The following is an 18,676-nucleotide window of genomic DNA, read 5'->3' on the forward strand; positions in this document are numbered from 1 at the left end:
AGGGGAAACACCATGGGATTCAATTGCGGCATCGTCGGCCTGCCTAACGTCGGCAAGTCCACCCTGTTCAACGCCCTGACCAAATCCGGTATCGCGGCCGAGAACTTCCCCTTCTGCACCATCGAGCCGAACAGCGGCATCGTGCCGATGCCGGATCCGCGCCTGGAAGCTCTGGCGGCCATCGTCAATCCGAAGCGCATCCTGCCGACCACCATGGAATTCGTCGACATCGCCGGCCTCGTCGCCGGCGCCTCGAAAGGTGAAGGTCTGGGCAACAAGTTCCTGGCCAACATCCGTGAAACCGACGCTATCGCTCACGTGGTGCGCTGCTTCGAAGACGACAACGTGATCCACGTGTCCAACAGCGTCGACCCGAAACGCGACATCGAAATCATCGACCTGGAACTGATCTTTGCCGACCTCGACAGCTGCGAGAAGCAACTGCAGAAAGTCGCGCGCAACGCCAAGGGCGGTGACAAGGACGCCGTGGTTCAGAAGGCTCTGCTCGAGCAACTGATCGCGCACTTCACCGAAGCCAAGCCGGCACGCAGCCTGATGAAAAACATGAGCGCGGATGAGAAAGCCGTGATCAAGGGCTTCCACCTGCTGACCACCAAGCCGGTCATGTACATCGCCAACGTGGCTGAAGACGGCTTCGAGAACAACCCGCACTTGGACGTGGTCAAGGCCATCGCCGAAGAAGAAGGCGCCATGGTCGTTCCGGTGTGCAACAAGATCGAAGCGGAAATCGCCGAGCTCGACGACGGCGAAGAGAAGGACATGTTCCTCGAGGCCTTGGGCCTGGAAGAGCCTGGCCTGAACCGCGTGATCCGCGCCGGCTACGAAATGCTCCACCTGCAGACCTACTTCACCGCCGGTGTCGAAGAAGTCCGCGCCTGGACCGTCAAGGTCGGTGCCACCGCCCCACAGGCCGCTGGCGTGATCCACACCGACTTCGAAAAAGGCTTCATCCGTGCCGAAGTCATCGCCTACAACGACTTCATCCAGTACAAAGGCGAAGCCGGCGCCAAAGAAGCCGGCAAATGGCGTCTGGAAGGCAAGGATTACATCGTCAAGGACGGCGACGTGATGCACTTCCGTTTCAACGTCTAAGCAACAGCCGGGCAAGAAAAAGCCGCGTTTGATACGCGGCTTTTTTGTGCCTGAAATTCAGTGACTGAGTATATTTCCCCGTGGGAGCGAGCCTGCTCGCGAATGTGGCGTGTAAGCTAAGCATTCGTCAACTGACCCACCCATTCGCGAGCAGGCTCGCTCCCACAGTTCGATTCGTCTGTTCAGGCCTTTCTGGTACGCGGTAAAAAGATCGCCAACACACCAAACAACGGCAAGAACGAGCACAGGAAGTACACATACTCAATCCCGTGCACATCCGCCAGATGCCCGAGCAGCGCGGCACCAATCCCGCCGAAACCGAACATCAGGCCGAAGAAGATCCCGGCAATCATCCCGACATTGCCTGGCACCAGTTCCTGCGCGTACACCACGATCGCCGAGAATGCCGACGCCAGAATGAAGCCGATCACCACGCTGAGAATGCTGGTCCAGAACAGATCGACATGCGGCAGGATCAGGGTGAATGGCGCCACCCCCAGGATGGAAAACCAGATCACTGCCTTGCGCCCGATCTTGTCGCCAATCGGTCCACCGAAGAACGTACCCGCCGCCACTGCGCCCAGGAAAAGGAACAAGTGCAGCTGCGAGCTGGCCACCGACAGGTCGAACTTCTCGATCAGGTAGAAGGTGAAGTAGCTGGTGAAGCTGGCCATGTAGAAATACTTGGAGAACACCAGCAGCCCGAGCACCACAAGCGCACTGGTCACCCTGCCCTTCGACAAGCCGTGCGTCGCCGCTTGGCCGGCCTTGAGCTTGAATAGGTTGAGGTGGTTGGCGTACCAGCGGCTGATGCGGTACAGCACGAACAGCGCAAAAACCGCGAACAGGCCAAACCACGCCACATTGCCTTGGCCGAAGGGAATGATGATCGCCGCCGCCAGCAACGGGCCGAACGCGGAGCCGGCATTGCCGCCAACCTGAAAGGTCGATTGCGCCAGACCAAACCGGCCGCCCGAGGCCAGTCGCGCAACACGCGAGGCTTCCGGGTGAAAGGTCGACGAGCCGATACCAATCAGCGCCGCCGCCAGCAGAATCAATGGGAAGCTGCCGACCACCGACATCATCAGAATGCCGATCAACGTACACACCGTGCCCGCCGGCAACAGCCACGGTTTGGGGTGGCGATCAGTGTGATAACCGACCCACGGCTGCAACAGCGACGCGGTCAACTGGAAGGTCAAGGTGATCAGGCCGACCTGGGTGAAGGTCAGGCCATAGTTGGCTTTGAGCATCGGGTAGATCGACGGCAGCACCGACTGGATCAGGTCGTTGATCAAATGCGCCAGCGCCACCGCGCCGATGATGCGCATCACCAAGGGGCTGCTTTGCGGAGCAGCGGTCGCCGAGGCAGCGGCGGTCTGAACGTTGCTGATAGCCATGGCAAATTCCGGACAGCAGATGGGTGCCCGCAGGCAGGTGCGTCAATGTGCCATTTTTCGGTGCGCTCGCGCTATCCCCTTAGGCAGCTAACTAACTGACTGGTCGTCGAGCAAACGGTGATAGCGCAACGCCATGGTCTGAATCTTGCCTTGCTTCTGCCCTTGAACACGATCGCCTTACAAAGGCGCTCGACAATGGGAAGTTTCGCTACAGAGCCGGCCTACAGAGCGGGCACGGGTGAACTTTCGAGGCCTTTTAGAGGGCACAGTCGCAGCCGAAAGGTTCGCGATGCACGCCAATGGTGCGTGGTGTCCAGAGGAGTCATGAGGCATGCAGGCTTTCCTTTCACCGGGGATCAAATTGCTGGGGCGGTTTGGCTTCGCAGGTAAATTCCAATTGTTGTTTCTGCTGTTTATTCTGCCGCTGGCCGGCAGCCTGTTGATGATCGGCCATGACTATCGCGAGAAGCTCAATCTGATCTCCGGCGAACGTGCCGGTGTGCGTCAATTGCTCGCGCTGGATGCGCTGGACAACCTGCTCGCCGCGCAACGCGACCGCGCCGCCCGCTGGCGCGCCACCGAGACCAATCGTCAGCCGACACCGGCCACCCTCGCCGCCATGGCTGCCTTCGATGGCGTGCAACCGGCGGTGCTGCAAGCCACCACCGAGCTGGGCAATGCCCTGAACCAGCAAGGCGCCGACGGCGCAATCCTCGAGCGCTTTCAGGCGCTGCAAACCGCGCTCAATGGCCTTGATTCGAAAAGCCTCAGCAGTGTCGGCTGGTGGCCGGACGGTTATGACAGCTTCACCAATGCCCTGGGCGCGCTGCAAGCCTTGCGCGAGCAGATCGTCATGGACAATCGCCTGACCCTCGCGCCGTGGCTGGAAACCTACCTGCTGACGCAGATTTCCACGCAACACGCACCAGACCTGATCGAGCGGGTCGGGCGTCTCGCCGCGGTCGGCCAGGCTTCGGTGGTCTCCGGGCAGTTCACCCTGCAAAGCCGCTTGCAGTTGCGCGACCTGCGCAGTCGCATCGGGGACGCCCGCGAGCAACTGGTGAAAACCGCCGGCCTGCTGGAGGCGCGTTTGCCAGCCGAGCTGCAAGCCTGGGCCGGTCAGTATCACGACAGCCTGGAACACCTCGACAGCGGCCTGAAAGTCCTCGACGACGGTGTGTTTGGCGGCAGCATCAACCTCAAGCCAGAGGACTTCGAACGCAGCCTCGACGCGCTGCTCACCGACCTCGCTTCCCTGCGCCAGCAATCCCTGGTCGCGCTGGATCAGCGGCTCGATGCGTATTACAGCTCGGCGATCCGCCAGTTCATTGTTGTCGCCGCAATCTTCGGTTGCCTGCTGCTGGCCGCGTTGTACCTGTTCGTCTGCCTGCAAGCCTCGATCCGCCGCAGTGCCAGCGGCATCACCTTGCTCGCTGAGGCCTTGCGCGACGGCAACCTGAGCCTGCAAGTGCCGGTGGTGGGGCGCGATGAGCTGGCGGCGATCAGCACCGCGCTCAACGTCGCCGTGGTGCAACTGCGCAGCAGCATGCTCGGCGTCGACCACGAGACCTCGCAGTTGAGCAACGCGGTACGCAGCCTCAACCAACACTCCAGCGGCGCCCTCGGTGAAGTTGAGGCGCAGCAGTTGCAGATCAGCCAGATCGCCGCTGCCGCCACGCAATTGGCCGCCACCTCGCAAGGCGTCGCGCAGAGTTGCGAACAGGCCTCCGGCAGCGCCCAGCAAACCCGGCGCATCGCCGCCGACAGCAGCCGCGACAGCCAACGCACCACGGCCAGCATTCAGCAGCTCAATCAGCGCCTGAACGACACCGCCGCCGCGCTCGGCCGGGTCAGCGAGCAAGGCCAGCAGATTCAACTGGTCGTGGACACCATTCGCGGCGTCGCCGAGCAGACCAACCTGCTCGCACTCAACGCCGCCATCGAAGCCGCCCGCGCCGGCGAACAGGGTCGCGGTTTTGCCGTGGTCGCCGACGAGGTGCGCAGCCTCTCGCAACGCACGCAATCGTCCACCGCGCAGATCGCCGGTACCGTCGACAGCCTGCGCGCCACGGTCAACGAAGCGGTGAACCTGATGGAGGCCGCCTGTGGTCAGGCGCAATCGGATGCCGAGGCGGTCACCGGACTCGGCGAACGCCTGGGAGAAATCGCCAGCGCCGTACAGAGCGTCACCGACACCCTGGCGCAAATCGCCACGGCGGTTGAAGAACAGGCCAGCACCGCCGACGAAGTCAGCGGCAATATCCAGCAGGTCGATCAAGCGGCGGTGCGTTTGCTTGAAGGCGCACGTGCGGTGAACCTCGCGGCCGACACCTTGAGCCAGGGCAGCGAAGCCCTGAGCGCCAATACCGCCAGATTCCAATTGCGCTGACGCCCTCCCCGGCCCCGATTTTCGGGGCCCGAGGATAAGCGGTTGAAAACAGGAAGAAATATTTTCGATTTACGCTTGACGCTTTGCCATTTCAGGGGAATAATGCGCGCCACTTGGCTACATAGCTCAGTTGGTTAGAGCATAGCATTCATAATGCTGGGGTCCGGGGTTCAAGTCCCTGTGTAGCCACCAAGTACTAAAAACGGCTTACCGAAAGGTAGGCCGTTTTTTTATGCTTGCAATAATCCCCCCTTCGGTTCCCCACCTACAGAAGGTCTATCTTCAGCCCTTCGATTGGATCAGTGGGTTCGCAGTCGCTCATCCGTCAGACTTTTCTTACAGTTTGCACTTCGCCTTTTTTACATAAGCCAATATCAAATTCAAGATAATGCCTTCCTCACAACCAGGCTTTTAGCCAGGTATTACAGGCCCCGCCCGCCATAAAATTCAAGATAATCAAAAGCGCTATTTGAGAAAAAACGCCGCTATCCCGTGAGGGTTAGCGGCGTTTTTCCTACGCAAATAGCGTTGCGGCTTTACGTGGACGATTCATCTATTCCGCTGTAATCACCAGACACCCTTTCATCACACGCACTTTGACGCTCTCGTTTACCTCGAATCCTGCCTGCCGCAACCACAGTCCGCGAAGCCTGATCCATGGCACCGGTTTGGCGGGGCTATAGGATTTTTCCTTTGTGTGTAGGGGGTGAAAATCAGCGGCGATTTTCAGCCGGCGTTCAGTGATGGGGGTTGATGTCGTATGATTGGTTTTAGCCATGGTTCAGCTCCTTTTAAGCTGCTTTGTGGTTAGCGGGGCCGGGGTGTTCGTGCACCTTGGCTCCGCGTTCTCTGCGTTACTTCAAACTTCTTTTTCTTCGTTGCTCGTTTTGGTCGCTGCCTGTGCAATCAGCGCGTCAAGCATCTGCGCAATTACCTTCTGTTGGACCTTCGAAAGCTCATTGATGGACTGCAGTCGTCGATACCACGTCGAGGTCAAGCTGCGTCTGGGCGTCTCCGTGTACGAGGGAACCCCGAGCAGGTCTTCAACAGGCACGCGCAGCGCAAATGCTATCTTCACCAGTGTCGTGACCGGCATGCTGCGCGTGCCCTCCTCGTAACCCTGAAAGGTCTGCCGGGAAAGACCTAAAGCCCTTGCAAACCGCGTCTGCGTTATCTCGTGCACCGTGCGTAAGTGAGCAATGCGACTGCCCATCGCCACCAGAAAATCGCGGTCCTCATTGGAAATGCTCATGACAATGGCCGGCTGAAAATAAAATCGAATGGCAACGGACTCATCCTCTTCATCTGATATTTATCCTGGAAAAACTACAGAAAACATCCTCAGGCAGCGGCGCGTAGGTTGTCGACCTGAATAATCTGTAAGAGAAATCCGGCGTAGTCAGCGATTCAAAGGAAAAGACTACAGGCGCGACCGACAATGGTTTTGCCCGAATCAGGCGCAAAACCGCTGGACTGAGATAGCCCTGTAGGAAGCAGGCTTTGCTCACGTAAGAACTGGATTTTTCATCACTTCAAGCACCCGCCGCTCTCTCCCTGAATTGCCCTTCGACCGACAAGCTCCCCTGGCTCGATTCAGCGCCATGCAGGGAGTTGGCATGCCTCAATACAAATACCTTCTCGATGATGACTGGTTATTAAATCCGTATAGCGGTGGCAGGGCCTGGTTTACTTTGCTTCCACCGAAAGCGCCGGAGCCGGTGTACATCGAGAAGGATGAGTGGCCTGCGCCCAAGCCACGCGAAGACAGGGTATTTGCCAAGTCCTGCACGCCGGACAACTGGTGTCGCGCGGACGCTGGCACTGCCGAGGAGCCAGCCAGCAACTTCGGCAAGATCATGGTCGCCGGCGCCATGCTCATGCCATCCGCCAGCACCGCGATCGCGACGGCAATAGGCGCCGACCTGGCTTTGGGGCGTCTGGCCGGCGGCGGGATTTTGCAACAGCGCCTGAACTGGGCCATCCGTGGCGCCGGCGGGCCGGCAAGCGTGTTTGTGCTGGGAATGCTGCCGAGCAAAATGGCCGACGGCACGCTTCACACGACTAAGAACTACGCCGCATGAGCCGCGCCACCACGCGCGTGCGTTTCCAGTTTCGTCGTGATGCCGAAGGTGTTCTGCGGGTCTACGGCATCCACTCCGGCGCCTCTGGCGACGACGCCGTACGCACGGTGAACGTCAAGTGGAACGCCGACAAGACCGCCATGGAGGCCAAGCTCAACGGCATCACCATCTCTGGACGCCGCAGCGCGGGCCGTTGGGGTCGATGCCTCCGCTGGTTTATCCCGACCATGGTGAGGCACTCGACCCGATCCTCGTCCACCCGATCCCGGACAACACCGATAGCCAGATTGAGGGACTGCCGGGCGAGGATGTAACGGCCGAGGATTGTATTCTGGTGTTCCCGGCGGACACCGGGCTGAAGTCGTTATATGTGGTTTATTCGAGGCCGGCGAGGCAGACGCCGGGGATCGTTACGGGGGTGGGTGAGGATGTGGGCGGTATTTGGCTTGACCATGCTCAAGCTCAGGGTGGCGCCCCTATTCCGACCAGCATCGCCGATAAACTCAGAGGGAGCGAATATTCTAGTTTTGATTCGTTTAGGCGGGCTTTTTGGGCCGTTGCCTCAAAAGACAGCGCAGTGGCACAACAGGTCAGCGAAGATAATCTACGACGTATGCGCAACGGAAATGCGCCCCGCGCCCGCTTAGGTGATGCAGCAGGGAAAAGGATCTCTCATGAGATTCATCATGTGGAACCGATATCCGAAGGTGGTGATATCTACAACGTAGATAACCTAAGGGTCTACACACCCAAAAACCATGTCGACGTACACCGTAAATAAGGGCATACCATGAGCGACCCATTCATCAAAAGCAGCTTTTCCGACTATACCGAGCAGGATTTCATTGATCTCATAGATGAAATAAGAAAGGAAGATATAGCGCCGACAGATCTCCGTGCAGATGCATTGATACTGCACTTCAACAAGATAGTAGGACATCCGAGCGGGATGGATCTGATCTACTACCCCGAGCCCGGAGCAGATACAACATCTGCCGGAATAGCTCGTACAGTCATGGCATGGCGCGAAGCGAATCGACTACCCGGGTTCAAGACATGAATCCTGCCGCCCGTTTCATTTGAACTGTGGAACTTCAACTTGAGGACGTTATGACTAACATATCCGACTACACCGAAGCAGAATTCTTGAAATTTGTGCAATCTGTTCTTGCAGCCAACACAAGCCCAGACAAGATTCTCGATCCCCTGTTGTTTGAATTTGTACGTCTGTGTGAGCACCCAGCGGGCACTGACCTTATCTATTGGCCCGAGGATATGAAACAACAAACAGCCGAGGGCATTACCGAAATCGTGAAAAGGTGGCGCTGTACCCATGGTCTACCTGGCTTCAAGCAATAAGTTTCTGACTCACTAACCCTGCATCACTCTCAAGAAGATCGCATCGCCTGAGTTACCGCTTTCGCGAGCAGGCTCGCTCCCACAAGGGCATCGTTTTCGGCCAATCGATTGGCGCGGCCGCTGAGCGGGAGGGCTGTAATCCTCACGCGGTTTGCACCCCGCCGGCCCGCTCGATAAAGTCCCCCAAGACTTCTACCCCACGGACGGAGAGCCCGCGTGTTTCCAGCCCAGCCTTTGAAGCGCTTTCGCCTGCCAGCCCTGACACTGCTTGTCAGCGCTCTGACCCTCACCGCATGCAACGCCCCGCCCTCTTCTTCTTTGCCACTGGCACCGGAAGCTGCATCCGGTTACCGCACTGATCTGCAAACCCGACACGCCAATAAACACATGGCCGCTGCTGCCAATCCACTCGCGGCCGAAGCCGGGCGGGAGATGTTGCGTCAGGGTGGTTCGGCGATTGATGCGGCGATTGCGATGCAGGCGGTGTTGACGCTGGTTGAGCCGCAGTCTTCCGGGATCGGTGGCGGGGCGATGATTGTGTTGTGGGATGGCAAGCAGGTGCGCACCTATGACGGCCGCGAAACGGCGCCGGCCGGGGCCACCGAGAAGCTGTTCCTGAAGGCTGACGGTAAACCGATGGCCTTTACGCAAGCGCAGATCGGCGGGCGCTCGGTCGGTACGCCCGGGGTATTGCGCGCGCTGGAGCTGGCGCATCGGCAACACGGTCGCTTGCCATGGGCGAAGCTGTTTGAGCCGGCGATCAAACTGGCCGAACAAGGCTTTGCGATTTCCCCGCGCCTGCATTCGCTGCTGACTGCCGATCCTCTGATACGCCAGTCGCCAGACATGGCTGCGTACTTCCTGAATGACGATGGCAGCGTCAAAGCCGTCGGCACGCGCCTGCAAAACCCGAAGTTGGCCGCCGTGTTCAAACGCATCGCCAGCGAAGGTGCCGATGCGCTGTACAAAGGTCCGATCGCCGAAGAGATCGTCTCCAGGGTTCAACAGCACGCCAACCCCGGCAGCCTGTCGCTGACCGATTTGCAGCGTTATCAGGCCAAGGAGCGCGCGCCGCTGTGTACCGACTACAAGCGTTGGCAGGTCTGCGGCATGCCGCCACCGTCGTCGGGCGGGATCGCCGTGGCGCAGATTCTCGGCACGTTGCAGGCGCTGGAGACTCGCGATCCACGCCTGTCGCTGACCCCGCTCAAACCAGTGAACAGCAATAGGCCGGCCGGCATCGAACCGGCGCCGCAAGCGGTGCATCTGATCGCCGAGGCTGAACGTCTGGCCTATGCCGATCGCGCGCAATACGTGGCCGACACCGACTTCGTCCCGGTGCCGATCAAAGGGTTGCTCGATCCTGCCTACCTGGCCAGCCGCGCCAGCCTGATCGGCGAGCGCAGCATGGGCAGCGCCAAACCGGGCACACCGCCGGGCGTACAGGTTGCCTACGCACCGGACCGCTCGCCGTTGCGCATCTCGACCTCGCAAGTGGTCGCGGTGGATGACCTCGGCGGCGCCGTGTCGATGACCACCACCATCGAAGCCGCCTTCGGCTCGCACCTGATGGTTCAGGGCTTTCTGTTGAACAACCAGATGACCGACTTCTCCTTCATCCCTGAAGAGAACGGGCAGAAAGTCGCCAACCGCGTCGAACCGGGCAAACGCCCACGCTCGTCGATGGCGCCGACGCTGATCTTTGATCGCAACACTGGTGAATTCGTCGCCACAGTCGGCTCGCCCGGCGGCTCGCAAATCATCGAATACGTGGCGAAAACCACCATCGGCCTGCTCGACTGGAACCTCGATGCACAAAGTGCGATCAACCTGCCCAACTTCGGCAGCCGCAATGGCCCCACCGAACTGGAACAGGGACAGTTCAGCGCGGCGCTGATTCAGGCGCTCAAGGACAAGGGCCACACGCTCAGCGAAATCGACATGACCAGCGGCACCCAAGCGATCGTGCGGGTGAAGGATGCGCAGGGCAAAGCGACATTGACGGGGGGTGCCGACCCTCGCCGTGAGGGAGAAGCGTTGGGGGATTGAGTATTACGAAGTGGGCAGAAAAGGCTTACCGGGAGGTAGGCCTTTTTTTGCGCACAGCGATTGCTCTCATTGATCAGCGATTCGCCACCAAATGCACCCCAAACAACAAATAGCACCCACCTGCCAACCGATCCAGCCACTGGCGTGACCGCTCGTAGACACCGGCAACCCGGCGGCTGGCGAAGAACAGAGCGACGCTGCAATACCAGCTGAACGACAGCGTGGCCATGGTCAGCACGGCCAGCGCCAGCAGTAGCGGCGGCACGTGGGGCGGCATGGCGGTGGCGAAGATGGTGGCGACAAAGAGTGCCGATTTCGGATTAGTCATGTTGCCGAGGAAACCGCGAGCGTAGACGCCGAAATAAGTCTGCCGGGGCGCAGCCGATGCACCGGGGGCAATCGCAGCCTTGCGCTTGAATTGCTTCAGCCCCAGATAAATCAGGTAGCAACCGCCGGCAATCTTGAAGCCCAGATAGAGGGTCGGCGCGGCGCTGAACAGCGTCTTGATTCCCAAGCCGCCGGCAAGGCCCCACAGCACCGTGCCGGTGGCCACACCCAGCGCAGCCACCACGCCATGTCGGCGCGAGTGACTGGCCGCTAGTTGCGCGATGTTGAAGAAATTTGGCCCGGGCGTGACCACCGCCACTGTCCACAACAGCGCCAGCGAGAGCAACGGGGCAAGATAACCGGCAACAGAAACGTCCATGAGCGTTGCGCCTGAGCAGTGGAATGAAGCTTCTACCTTGCTACATCCGCTGACGGTTTTCCATCAACGTCATTTAAACCGCCAACGTCTTGCCATCCACCCCATCCCCAATCTTCAGGAAATGCCCGCCCGCAACGTGATGCAGCGTGCGCAAGCCGTCATGCCCCTCGAAATGCCAGCGCCCATCGCTGAACACACGCTCATCGGCCTGGGCAGCAATGACTTCGGCAAGGAACAGGTCGTATTGCTCGTGATTGCGCGGCTCCGGCAGCAGACGGCATTCGAGCCAGGCGACACAGCCCTCAAGCAGCGGCGCTTCAATCTGTTCGCCAGCGAAGGTTTGCAGGCCGTACGCCTGAAACTTGTCCTGACCTTGGTTGCGGGTGATTTCCAGGCCGGAGGTGTTGCCGACGGTTTGCACGATATCGGCCTGATTGACGCAAGGCACATTCAGCACAAAAGTGCCGGAGGCTTCGAGCAACTGGCGAGTCCAGGTGGATTTGTCGAGGACGACGGCGACTTTCGGTGGTTCGAAATCCAGCGGCATGGCCCAGGCGGCGGCCATGATGTTGCGCTGGCCGTCGTGAGCGGCGCTGACCAGCACGGTCGGCCCGTGGTTGAGCAGGCGGTAGGCTTTGTTCAGGGGCACCGGACGGCGGTGGGAGACGCTCATGGGATCTGCTCCGGAGGAAAAGGAGCCGATTGTAGCGCTGTCACTGGAGAAACACAGAACCTGTGGGAGCGAGCAGATGCGGCGCTGCCCCTCGGTGATCGTTCCCACGCGCTGCGCGGGAATGCATCCTGTGACGCTCTGCGTCACGCCAGTGAAGGAACGCGGAGCGTCCCGGGCGGCATTCCCACGCAGAGCGTGGGAACGATCAGTGCGGTGTCAGTGAGAGAGCTGATTGGCAAACTGGCCGACCGCATCCACCACTTTCTGCGCACCGTCCTGAATCTCGACGATCACCGTGCCCGCCTCCGCCGCCAGCGCCAGGCCCTGTTCAGCCTGGAGCTTGCCGTCGGTCATCAGTGCCACGGCATTGCGGGCCATTTCCTGGTTCTGCCGTACCACGCCGACGATTTCGTCCGTCGCCTGGCTGGTGCGCGAGGCCAGTTGCCGGACCTCGTCCGCGACCACGGCAAAACCACGGCCCTGCTCGCCGGCCCGGGCGGCTTCGATCGCGGCGTTGAGCGCCAGCAGGTTGGTCTGTTCGGCAATGCCGCTGATGGTTTTGACGATCGTGCCGATCACCAGCGACTGCTCGTTGAGCGCCTCGATACCTTCGCCAGCGGCTTGCATGTGCCGCGACAAATCACGCATCACGTTCACCGCTTCGGTGACGACCGTGGTGCCCCGTTGCGCGGTGCTGTCGGTTTGTTGCGAGGTGCTGTAAGCGATGCTGGCCGCATCGGCAACCGCCTGCTCGCGGTTGACCTGATCGGTGATCACCGTGGCGAATTTCACCACTTTGTACAGTTTGTCGTTGGCATCGACCACCGGGTTGTAGGACGCTTCCAGCCACACCGTACGACCATGGCTGTCGATACGTTTAAAGCGGCCTGCGACGAATTCACCGCTGTTCAAGCGCCGCCAGAAGTTCTGGTACTCGGCGCTGTTGTACTCATCCGGGGCGCAGAAGGTGCGGTGATGTTTGCCTTTGATCTGCGCCAAGCTGTAACCCATGCCGTTGAGGAAGCGATCATTGGCGCTGAGCACATTGCCGTTGAGGTCGAACTCGATCACGGCGGTGGAGCGCACCAGCGCGCCGATCAGGTTCTCATGCTCGCGGGAGGCTTCGATGGTGCGGGTCAGGTCGCTGGCGTAGAAGGAAATGTGTCTGATCCGGCCATCGGACGAGCGCACCGGTTGCACGATGGAACGCAGCCACGCCTCGTCGCCATTGCCGCGCAACAGGCGCACGGCGCCGGCGAAATGCTCGCCACGGCTCATCGAGTTCTTGAAGCGCTGATGGAATTCGTCGGTTTTGACGTGGGCCGGGACGATGTCTTCAATTGCCCGGCCGACCAGGTCCTGGCTCTTGTAGAGCATTTCATCGAGAAAATTCTGGTTGACCGAACGAATCCGCCCGTCGGGCTCAAGGGTCAGCGCGAGCATTTCGCTTTCCAGGCTTTCCTTCACTTGTACAAGGCTGGAGAGTTCTTCGCGCAGAGCGGCCAGCTCTTGTTTCAAGCGTTTATTGAACATGGGAAAGCACCGATGGCAGGGTAGTTAGCGGATACAACCTAGCCATCGGCCTTGCGCAGCTTTTCTGAAGCCAGCGCCAGACCCGTCAGTCGAAAATAATCCGGCGCTTGCGGCTCAGGCAGCGCCGGCCGCCTGACACGGTCCGGTACGTGGCATGCGCGCACCGAAATACGCCGCCGTCACAATCCCCACAGCGCCCATCACGGCACAAAAGATCACGCAGATCCATGGGCTCCACGGCATCAGACCAATCAGCAACAGCGGTGTGATACTTGCCCAGGCGGCGTAGGCAATGTTGTAGGTGAAGGAAATGCCCGACACTCGAATCCGCGCCGGAAAAAGCCCGACCATCACCGAAGGCACGGCACCCACTACCCCGCAAGCCAGGCCGGCGACCGCATAGGCCATGCCGATCCACTGCCCGCCCATGATCAGGCAGCCATACAACACGCCAATGCCTAGCGGCAGCAACAAGCTGTAGAGCATGACCGTGCGCCAGGCGCCGATGCGGTCGACCAGCAGACCGGCGATCACGCAGCCAATGTTGAGAAAGACGATGCCCAAGGCACTGAGGCCGAAGGTGTAGCTGGCGGTCATGCCGAAGGTTTTCTGCATCATGGTCGGGGTGATGACCACGAAGACCACCACCGCCGAGGTGAGTACGCAGGTGAGCAACATGGCCGGGAGCATGGCAAGACGATGCTCACGCAACACCGTGCGCAGCGGCAGTTCGACCCGCGCCTCGCGTTGCGCTTCCATGGCCATGAACACCGGCGTTTCGCTGAGCCAGCGGCGCAGATAAACGCCCACCACGCCGAACACGCCGCCGAGCAGAAACGGATAGCGCCAGGCGTAATCGAGAATTTCGGCAGGCGTGAAAACCTGCGCCAGGAAGGTCGCCGTGAGTGCGCCGATCAAGTAACCGAAGGTCAGGCCGGCCTGCAGAAATCCCAAGGCGTAACCACGATGGCCGACAGGCGCATGCTCGGCGACGAACACCCAGGCACTTGGCACTTCACCACCCACCGCCGCGCCTTGCAGGATGCGCAGCGCCAACAACAATAACGGGGCGAAATAGCCGATCTGTGCGTAAGTCGGCATGATCCCGATCAGCAGACACGGCAGGGCCATCATCAGGATGCTCAGGCTGAACACCTTTTTGCGGCCCAGACGGTCGGCGAAATGCGCCATAAGAATCCCGCCCAGCGGCCGCGCCAGATAACCGGTGACGAAGATGCCGAAACTCTGCAGCAAACGCAGCCACTCGGGCATTTCCGGCGGGAAGAACAACTGACTCAGGGTCAGTGCGAAGAATACGAAGATGATGAAATCGTAGATTTCCAGCGCCCCGCCGAGCGCGGCAAGGCCGAGGGTCTTGTAGTCGGAGCGGCTGAACGGCGCCGGTCGGGCTGAAGAATGGGCAGTCATGACAAAGAACTCAGGCATCGGCAAAAACCAAGGCGCTCATGGTCTACGCAAAAGCGCGGATCGACAACCCGTCAGACCATAGTCTCGGTTTGCGAAAACCTGCTCAACAAAAGGGCGGCGCTTGATTTACTGTTAGTGCCTGTCTGCTGGGCCACAGCTTACAAAGCACGATGAATCCCTGTGGGAGCGAGCTTGCTCGCGAAGAGGCCGGTACATTCAACATCACTGTTGACTGACCTGACGCCTTCGCGAGCGAGCTCGCTCCCACAAGGTACGGTGACAATGCTGAAATTGTGGCCAGAGACCAAAATAACCATAAAAAATCAGAGGTACTTCCCGTGGCCGTTGATATCGAAGATAGCCGCTCCGCGCGCTTTGCCCTGCGCTGTTCCAGTTTTGCCGAACGCTGGTTTCCCGACTCCTGGGTATTCGCCGCGTTGGCCGTGATCATCGTTGCGCTGGCCACGTTGGCCATGGGCGCCAAACCCACCGCTGCAGCGATGGCCTTCGGCGACGGCTTCTGGAGCCTGATCCCGTTCACCATGCAGATGGCCTTCGTGGTGATCGGCGGTTATGTCGTCGCCAGCTCTCCGCCCGCAGTCAAACTGATCGACAAACTGGCACGCATCCCGAAGAACGGCCGCTCCGCCGTGGCCTGGGTGGCGTTGATCTCGATGGTCGCATCGCTGCTCAATTGGGGTCTGTCGCTGGTATTCGGCGGGTTGCTGGTACGCGCCCTCGCCCGCCGCACCGATCTGAAAATGGATTACCGCGCCGCCGGTGCTGCGGCATACCTGGGACTTGGCGCGGTGTGGGCGCTGGGCTTGTCATCGTCCGCCGCGCAGTTGCAGGCCAACCCGGGCAGCCTGCCGCCGTCGATCCTGTCGATCACTGGCGTCATCCCGTTCACCGAAACCATTTTTCTCTGGCAGTCCGGGGTCATGCTGCTGGCACTGATCGTGATTTCGATCATCATCGCCTACGCCACCGCGCCCGGGCCGAATTCGGCACGCGACGCCAAGGCCTGTGGCATCGACCCGGCGTTCAACCTGCCGCCGCTGCAACCGCGCACGCGCCCCGGCGAATGGCTGGAACACAGCCCGTTGCTGATCATCGTGTTGGTGCTGCTGGCGGCGGGATGGCTGTTTCACGAGTTTTCGACCAAACCGGCGATTACCGCGATTTCCGGCCTGAACACCTATAACTTCCTGTTCATCATGCTCGGCGCGCTGCTGCACTGGCGCCCGCGCAGCTTCCTTGATGCGGTGGCCCGTGCGGTGCCGACCACCACCGGCGTATTGATCCAGTTCCCGTTGTACGGCTCGATCGCCGCGCTGATGACCACGGTCAAAGGCGCCGATGCGCAAACCCTCGCGCATCACATCTCGACTTTCTTTGTCAGCATCGCCTCCCACGACACCTATGCGCTGCTGATGGGCGTCTATTCGGCGATTCTCGGTTTCTTCATCCCGTCCGGCGGCGGCAAGTGGATCATCGAAGCGCCGTACGTGATGCAAGTCGCCAATGACCTGCAATACCATCTCGGCTGGGCAGTGCAGATCTACAATGCCGCCGAAGCCCTGCCGAACCTGATCAACCCGTTCTACATGCTGCCGCTGCTTGGCGTGCTCGGGTTGAAGGCGCGGGATCTGATCGGCTTCTCGTTCGTGCAATTGCTGGTGCACACGCCACTGGTGCTGCTGTTGTTGTGGGCGCTGGGGACGACATTGGCGTATACGCCGCCGGTGATGCCGTAGGTAGACTTTAATACGCCTGTCTTCGGACAGGCGTATTCAACCTTGAGCGGTCGGAAGGGACTTCAACAGTGCAGGTATCGCAACCTGAACGGTTTCCCAGACAACGTCCAGATTGATATCGAAATAACCGTGAGCAATTCGATTACGCATCCCACGCATGCTGCGCCACGGCACCTGCGCGTTTTCAACAGTGAACTCAGGGTAACGATCCATGATCTTGGTCGCTGCCTCTCCAATGATGATCAGGCTCATGATCACCGCTTGCTGCGTTCTCTTATCTTCAGCGAATTCATCTTTGTTCAGGCCCTCGACGAAGATAAGCGCATCGCTCGCGGCCTGACGAATATGTTCAAGATAATCATCTCGCCGGTTCTCGTTCATACGGGGCGCGCCTGATCAAGCACCTGCTGACGAAATTTCACTGGCAGGTCGCCGGGGGTCAGCACCTCGACCGCAACACCCAGCAGGTCTTCAAGCTCAACCTGAAGTCCGCCCAGATCAAAAAGCGTCGTGCCGGGCAGCGGGTCAACCAGCAGATCGAGATCGCTACCGTCCAGATCCGTCCCCAGCAATGCTGAACCAAATACACGCGGGTTGGCCACACGAAAGCGCCCGATCACTTCGCGGACGGCGGACCTTTGCATGTCGAGAGCAGTAGAAGGCTTCATGAATCACCCGTGAAAAAATCAATGTCGCTGCAGTCTAGCAGTGCGGACGCGCACCAGGCAGCGTGCTTGTTGGCACAGCCGTAACAATATGTGCGCTGCTTGGGTAATACCGCATTCAGGCAAGAATCCACACTCAACCGCTTTTCTGTCAGACACCACTGATCCACTATGAAGCGCCCCCAAACCGAGGGGAACGCACGCTGAAAAGGATCTGAGCATGTCCAAACTCGCAGGACTTACCCTCGTTGCACTGACGTTAAGCGCCGCCGCTCACGCCGATGTCGACGTGAAACTGGGCAGCACCGAGCGCGTCACCCGCCTCTTCGCCTACCCCAACAACTGTAGCGTGATCTGCTTTCGCAAATGGACGCTGGAGCAGACCGTCGCTCATTACTTGAGCCAGAGCGTACAGCGCGACGGTTACGCCGATGCCAAGGTGCTGGTGAAGACCGACAACGATCAGATCTACGCCGAGATCAGCGGTGTCCCCGACGGCTATGACAAGCCGCTGTCAGCGTTGCTCGACGCCGGCGATCTGGCTTATGCCGGCGCCAGCAAGCTCAATGCCGATGGCAAATGGGCCTATAGCTGGTATCTGTTCCTGCCGTTGGGCATGGCCCTGGAGAATCGCAAGAGCGTCGAGTTGCTGCACTTCCCGCCTGACTACTCGCTGACCCAGGCGCAGGACTATCTGCGCTCGAACACCACCGATCGCTGGGCGACTTTGCTGACCGATAACGGCATCCCTGCCGGGCAGACGCCGGCTTACCAGACCATCATCGACATCGCCCCGATCGCCGCGCCGTCCAATGCCGGCGGTGATCTGGAAGACGTCTACGACTACTTCAAGGATTACCAGACCACGCTGGTCAAGCAGTTCAGCCAGACCGCCAGCGGCACGACGCTGCCGATGGTTGCGTTCGGGGCGCCGGTGCGCAACTGGATCAAGGAGCAATATGGGCCGACAGTTGGCGTATTGGGGCTGGCGAGCATCAGTCCGAGCGAAGGGGTGAATGTGCCGGTGCTCGGTTCGAATCACCCGAGTTACATCTGGTACGCCGCCGACCCAAAGAGCTACACCGGCGACGACGCCCAGGCCAAGGCCGACGCGGCGGGCCTGAAAGTCATGGGCCAGGATTTGAGTGCTGCCTGCTGGCAGGCTGGTATGGGCAGTAAACCGGGCAGCGATGCGCAGGCCACACTGAACAGTTGCACGCAAACATGGCAGGTGACGCAAAAGGTCAAAACCTGTGAGCTGTTCTACACCTCAATCCGCGATCTAAGCGCCGAAGAAGCGGCTGCCAAGTGCGCCACGCCGCCGGTCAAGACGCAACTGCAACAGCTGAAAGCGCCACTGCCTGCCGCCACAGTGCCCGCACCAGCGCTGTAAGCGCTGCCGGAGCAAACCCCGTGTCAGCCAATGCTGACGCGGGATAACGGCGAACGCGCCTGTCAGGTTTGACAGTAGACTCGATGTTGCAATTGCGCGACGCTTGGATCCAATCATGCGTCGCGAAACG

At 60.0% G+C, this 18,676-nt stretch carries 18 protein-coding genes, 1 tRNA gene and 2 pseudogenes; 11 read left to right on the forward strand and 10 right to left on the reverse strand.

The features are described from left to right. The first annotated feature begins 12 nt into the window (after positions 1-12). Positions 13-1,113, forward strand: coding sequence for a redox-regulated ATPase YchF (ychF, locus tag HU724_RS23710; RefSeq protein WP_016773202.1), 1,101 nt, complete (start codon positions 13-15; stop codon positions 1,111-1,113). Between the two features lie 182 nt (positions 1,114-1,295). On the opposite strand, the gene HU724_RS23715 is transcribed toward ychF, so the two are convergent. Continuing rightward, positions 1,296-2,513 carry an MFS transporter gene (locus tag HU724_RS23715; RefSeq protein ID WP_073473520.1) on the reverse strand — a complete coding sequence of 406 codons (1,218 nt, stop codon included), beginning with the start codon at positions 2,511-2,513 and terminating at the stop codon, positions 1,296-1,298. A 331-nt stretch (positions 2,514-2,844) separates the two neighbouring features. On the opposite strand from HU724_RS23715, the gene HU724_RS23720 reads away from it, so the two are divergent. Both HU724_RS23720 and HU724_RS23725 read left to right on the forward strand, forming a co-directional pair. Then, positions 2,845-4,902 (forward strand): methyl-accepting chemotaxis protein, encoded by a 2,058-nt coding sequence (locus HU724_RS23720; RefSeq protein WP_186569145.1) that lies wholly within the window; start codon positions 2,845-2,847, stop codon positions 4,900-4,902. 115 nt (positions 4,903-5,017) lie between these two features. Next, positions 5,018-5,094, forward strand: a tRNA-Met gene (locus tag HU724_RS23725). 361 nt (positions 5,095-5,455) lie between these two features. On the opposite strand, the gene HU724_RS23730 is transcribed toward HU724_RS23725, so the two are convergent. Further along, positions 5,456-5,680, reverse strand: a complete 225-nt coding sequence (locus HU724_RS23730; protein WP_186569144.1) for a SymE family type I addiction module toxin — start codon at positions 5,678-5,680, stop codon at positions 5,456-5,458. A gap of 81 nt (positions 5,681-5,761) precedes the next feature. After that, positions 5,762-6,154, reverse strand: coding sequence for a helix-turn-helix domain-containing protein (locus HU724_RS23735; protein WP_225927643.1), 393 nt, complete (start codon positions 6,152-6,154; stop codon positions 5,762-5,764). A 364-nt stretch (positions 6,155-6,518) separates the two neighbouring features. Between HU724_RS23735 and HU724_RS27685 the strand changes: the two genes are divergently transcribed. The 6 genes and pseudogenes from HU724_RS27685 to ggt all read left to right on the forward strand — a co-directional run bounded on the left by HU724_RS27685 (position 6,519) and on the right by ggt (position 10,391). Further along, entirely contained in the window at positions 6,519-6,983 is a 465-nt protein-coding gene (locus tag HU724_RS27685) for a hypothetical protein (RefSeq protein ID WP_225927644.1), read from the forward strand. Continuing rightward, positions 6,980-7,299 (forward strand): annotated as a pseudogene (locus HU724_RS27850) (S-type pyocin domain-containing protein); the annotation flags it as partial. The gene HU724_RS27685 and the pseudogene HU724_RS27850, both read left to right, overlap by 4 nt. A gap of 114 nt (positions 7,300-7,413) precedes the next feature. After that, a complete protein-coding gene (locus HU724_RS27855) occupies positions 7,414-7,764 on the forward strand; it encodes a pyocin-S2/colicin E7-DNase domain-containing protein (protein ID WP_367617208.1) in 351 nt (116 codons plus the stop codon). A gap of 9 nt (positions 7,765-7,773) precedes the next feature. Continuing rightward, positions 7,774-8,043, forward strand: coding sequence for a bacteriocin immunity protein (locus tag HU724_RS23745; RefSeq protein ID WP_130888171.1), 270 nt, complete (start codon positions 7,774-7,776; stop codon positions 8,041-8,043). A 50-nt stretch (positions 8,044-8,093) separates the two neighbouring features. After that, positions 8,094-8,342, forward strand: a complete 249-nt coding sequence (locus tag HU724_RS23750; protein WP_186569143.1) for a bacteriocin immunity protein — start codon at positions 8,094-8,096, stop codon at positions 8,340-8,342. 216 nt (positions 8,343-8,558) lie between these two features. After that, entirely contained in the window at positions 8,559-10,391 is a 1,833-nt protein-coding gene (gene ggt, locus HU724_RS23755; protein ID WP_186569142.1) for a gamma-glutamyltransferase, read from the forward strand. 73 nt (positions 10,392-10,464) lie between these two features. Here the strand turns inward: ggt and HU724_RS23760 are convergent, their stop codons facing one another. From HU724_RS23760 to HU724_RS23775, 5 genes and pseudogenes are all read right to left on the reverse strand, one after another. Further along, positions 10,465-11,097, reverse strand: coding sequence for a LysE family translocator (locus HU724_RS23760; RefSeq protein WP_071173586.1), 633 nt, complete (start codon positions 11,095-11,097; stop codon positions 10,465-10,467). Positions 11,098-11,170: 73 nt separating this feature from the next. Further along, positions 11,171-11,770: a flavin reductase family protein gene (locus HU724_RS23765; RefSeq protein ID WP_186569141.1), complete on the reverse strand. Its 600-nt coding sequence runs from the start codon at positions 11,768-11,770 to the stop codon at positions 11,171-11,173. A 216-nt stretch (positions 11,771-11,986) separates the two neighbouring features. Further along, on the reverse strand, positions 11,987-12,547 hold the full coding sequence (locus tag HU724_RS28080) for a methyl-accepting chemotaxis protein (protein ID WP_241663599.1): 561 nt from the start codon (positions 12,545-12,547) through the stop codon (positions 11,987-11,989). Beyond that, a pseudogene (locus HU724_RS28085) lies at positions 12,527-13,303 on the reverse strand (PAS domain-containing protein); the annotation flags it as partial. The gene HU724_RS28080 and the pseudogene HU724_RS28085, both read right to left, overlap by 21 nt. A gap of 114 nt (positions 13,304-13,417) precedes the next feature. Beyond that, positions 13,418-14,731: an MFS transporter gene (locus HU724_RS23775; protein WP_186569140.1), complete on the reverse strand. Its 1,314-nt coding sequence runs from the start codon at positions 14,729-14,731 to the stop codon at positions 13,418-13,420. Between the two features lie 338 nt (positions 14,732-15,069). Here HU724_RS23775 and HU724_RS23780 point away from each other — a divergent pair, with 338 nt between their 5' ends. Beyond that, the gene (locus HU724_RS23780) at positions 15,070-16,488 is read left to right on the forward strand and encodes a short-chain fatty acid transporter (RefSeq protein WP_016773194.1); all 1,419 of its coding nucleotides are present in this window, start codon (positions 15,070-15,072) and stop codon (positions 16,486-16,488) included. Positions 16,489-16,524: 36 nt separating this feature from the next. On the opposite strand, the gene HU724_RS23785 is transcribed toward HU724_RS23780, so the two are convergent. After that, complete coding sequence (locus HU724_RS23785) at positions 16,525-16,869, reverse strand: HepT-like ribonuclease domain-containing protein (RefSeq protein WP_186569139.1); 345 nt, start codon at positions 16,867-16,869, stop codon at positions 16,525-16,527. After that, positions 16,866-17,156, reverse strand: coding sequence for a nucleotidyltransferase family protein (locus HU724_RS23790; protein ID WP_042609686.1), 291 nt, complete (start codon positions 17,154-17,156; stop codon positions 16,866-16,868). Before HU724_RS23790 ends, HU724_RS23785 begins: the two co-directional genes overlap by 4 nt. 217 nt (positions 17,157-17,373) lie before the next feature. Here HU724_RS23790 and HU724_RS23795 point away from each other — a divergent pair, with 217 nt between their 5' ends. Next, positions 17,374-18,546 (forward strand): hypothetical protein, encoded by a 1,173-nt coding sequence (locus HU724_RS23795; protein ID WP_186569138.1) that lies wholly within the window; start codon positions 17,374-17,376, stop codon positions 18,544-18,546. Positions 18,547-18,676 lie beyond the last annotated feature (130 nt).

The sequence above is a fragment of the Pseudomonas iranensis genome (genome assembly GCF_014268585.2).
Lineage (GTDB): Bacteria > Pseudomonadota > Gammaproteobacteria > Pseudomonadales > Pseudomonadaceae > Aquipseudomonas > Aquipseudomonas iranensis.

Coding starts and splice junctions, on each gene's coding strand:
- HU724_RS23745 (WP_130888171.1), top strand. CDS start 7,774: ATGAGCGACCCATTCATCAAAAGCAGCTTTTCCGACTATACCGAGCAG.
- HU724_RS23715 (WP_073473520.1), bottom strand. CDS start 2,513: ATGGCTATCAGCAACGTTCAGACCGCCGCTGCCTCGGCGACCGCTGCT.
- HU724_RS23720 (WP_186569145.1), top strand. CDS start 2,845: ATGCAGGCTTTCCTTTCACCGGGGATCAAATTGCTGGGGCGGTTTGGC.
- HU724_RS23735 (WP_225927643.1), bottom strand. CDS start 6,154: ATGAGCATTTCCAATGAGGACCGCGATTTTCTGGTGGCGATGGGCAGT.
- HU724_RS23760 (WP_071173586.1), bottom strand. CDS start 11,097: ATGGACGTTTCTGTTGCCGGTTATCTTGCCCCGTTGCTCTCGCTGGCG.
- ychF (WP_016773202.1), top strand. CDS start 13: ATGGGATTCAATTGCGGCATCGTCGGCCTGCCTAACGTCGGCAAGTCC.
- HU724_RS23750 (WP_186569143.1), top strand. CDS start 8,094: ATGACTAACATATCCGACTACACCGAAGCAGAATTCTTGAAATTTGTG.
- HU724_RS23730 (WP_186569144.1), bottom strand. CDS start 5,680: ATGGCTAAAACCAATCATACGACATCAACCCCCATCACTGAACGCCGG.
- HU724_RS23790 (WP_042609686.1), bottom strand. CDS start 17,156: ATGAAGCCTTCTACTGCTCTCGACATGCAAAGGTCCGCCGTCCGCGAA.
- HU724_RS23775 (WP_186569140.1), bottom strand. CDS start 14,731: ATGACTGCCCATTCTTCAGCCCGACCGGCGCCGTTCAGCCGCTCCGAC.
- HU724_RS23795 (WP_186569138.1), top strand. CDS start 17,374: ATGTCCAAACTCGCAGGACTTACCCTCGTTGCACTGACGTTAAGCGCC.
- HU724_RS23765 (WP_186569141.1), bottom strand. CDS start 11,770: ATGAGCGTCTCCCACCGCCGTCCGGTGCCCCTGAACAAAGCCTACCGC.
- HU724_RS23785 (WP_186569139.1), bottom strand. CDS start 16,869: ATGAACGAGAACCGGCGAGATGATTATCTTGAACATATTCGTCAGGCC.
- HU724_RS27685 (WP_225927644.1), top strand. CDS start 6,519: ATGCCTCAATACAAATACCTTCTCGATGATGACTGGTTATTAAATCCG.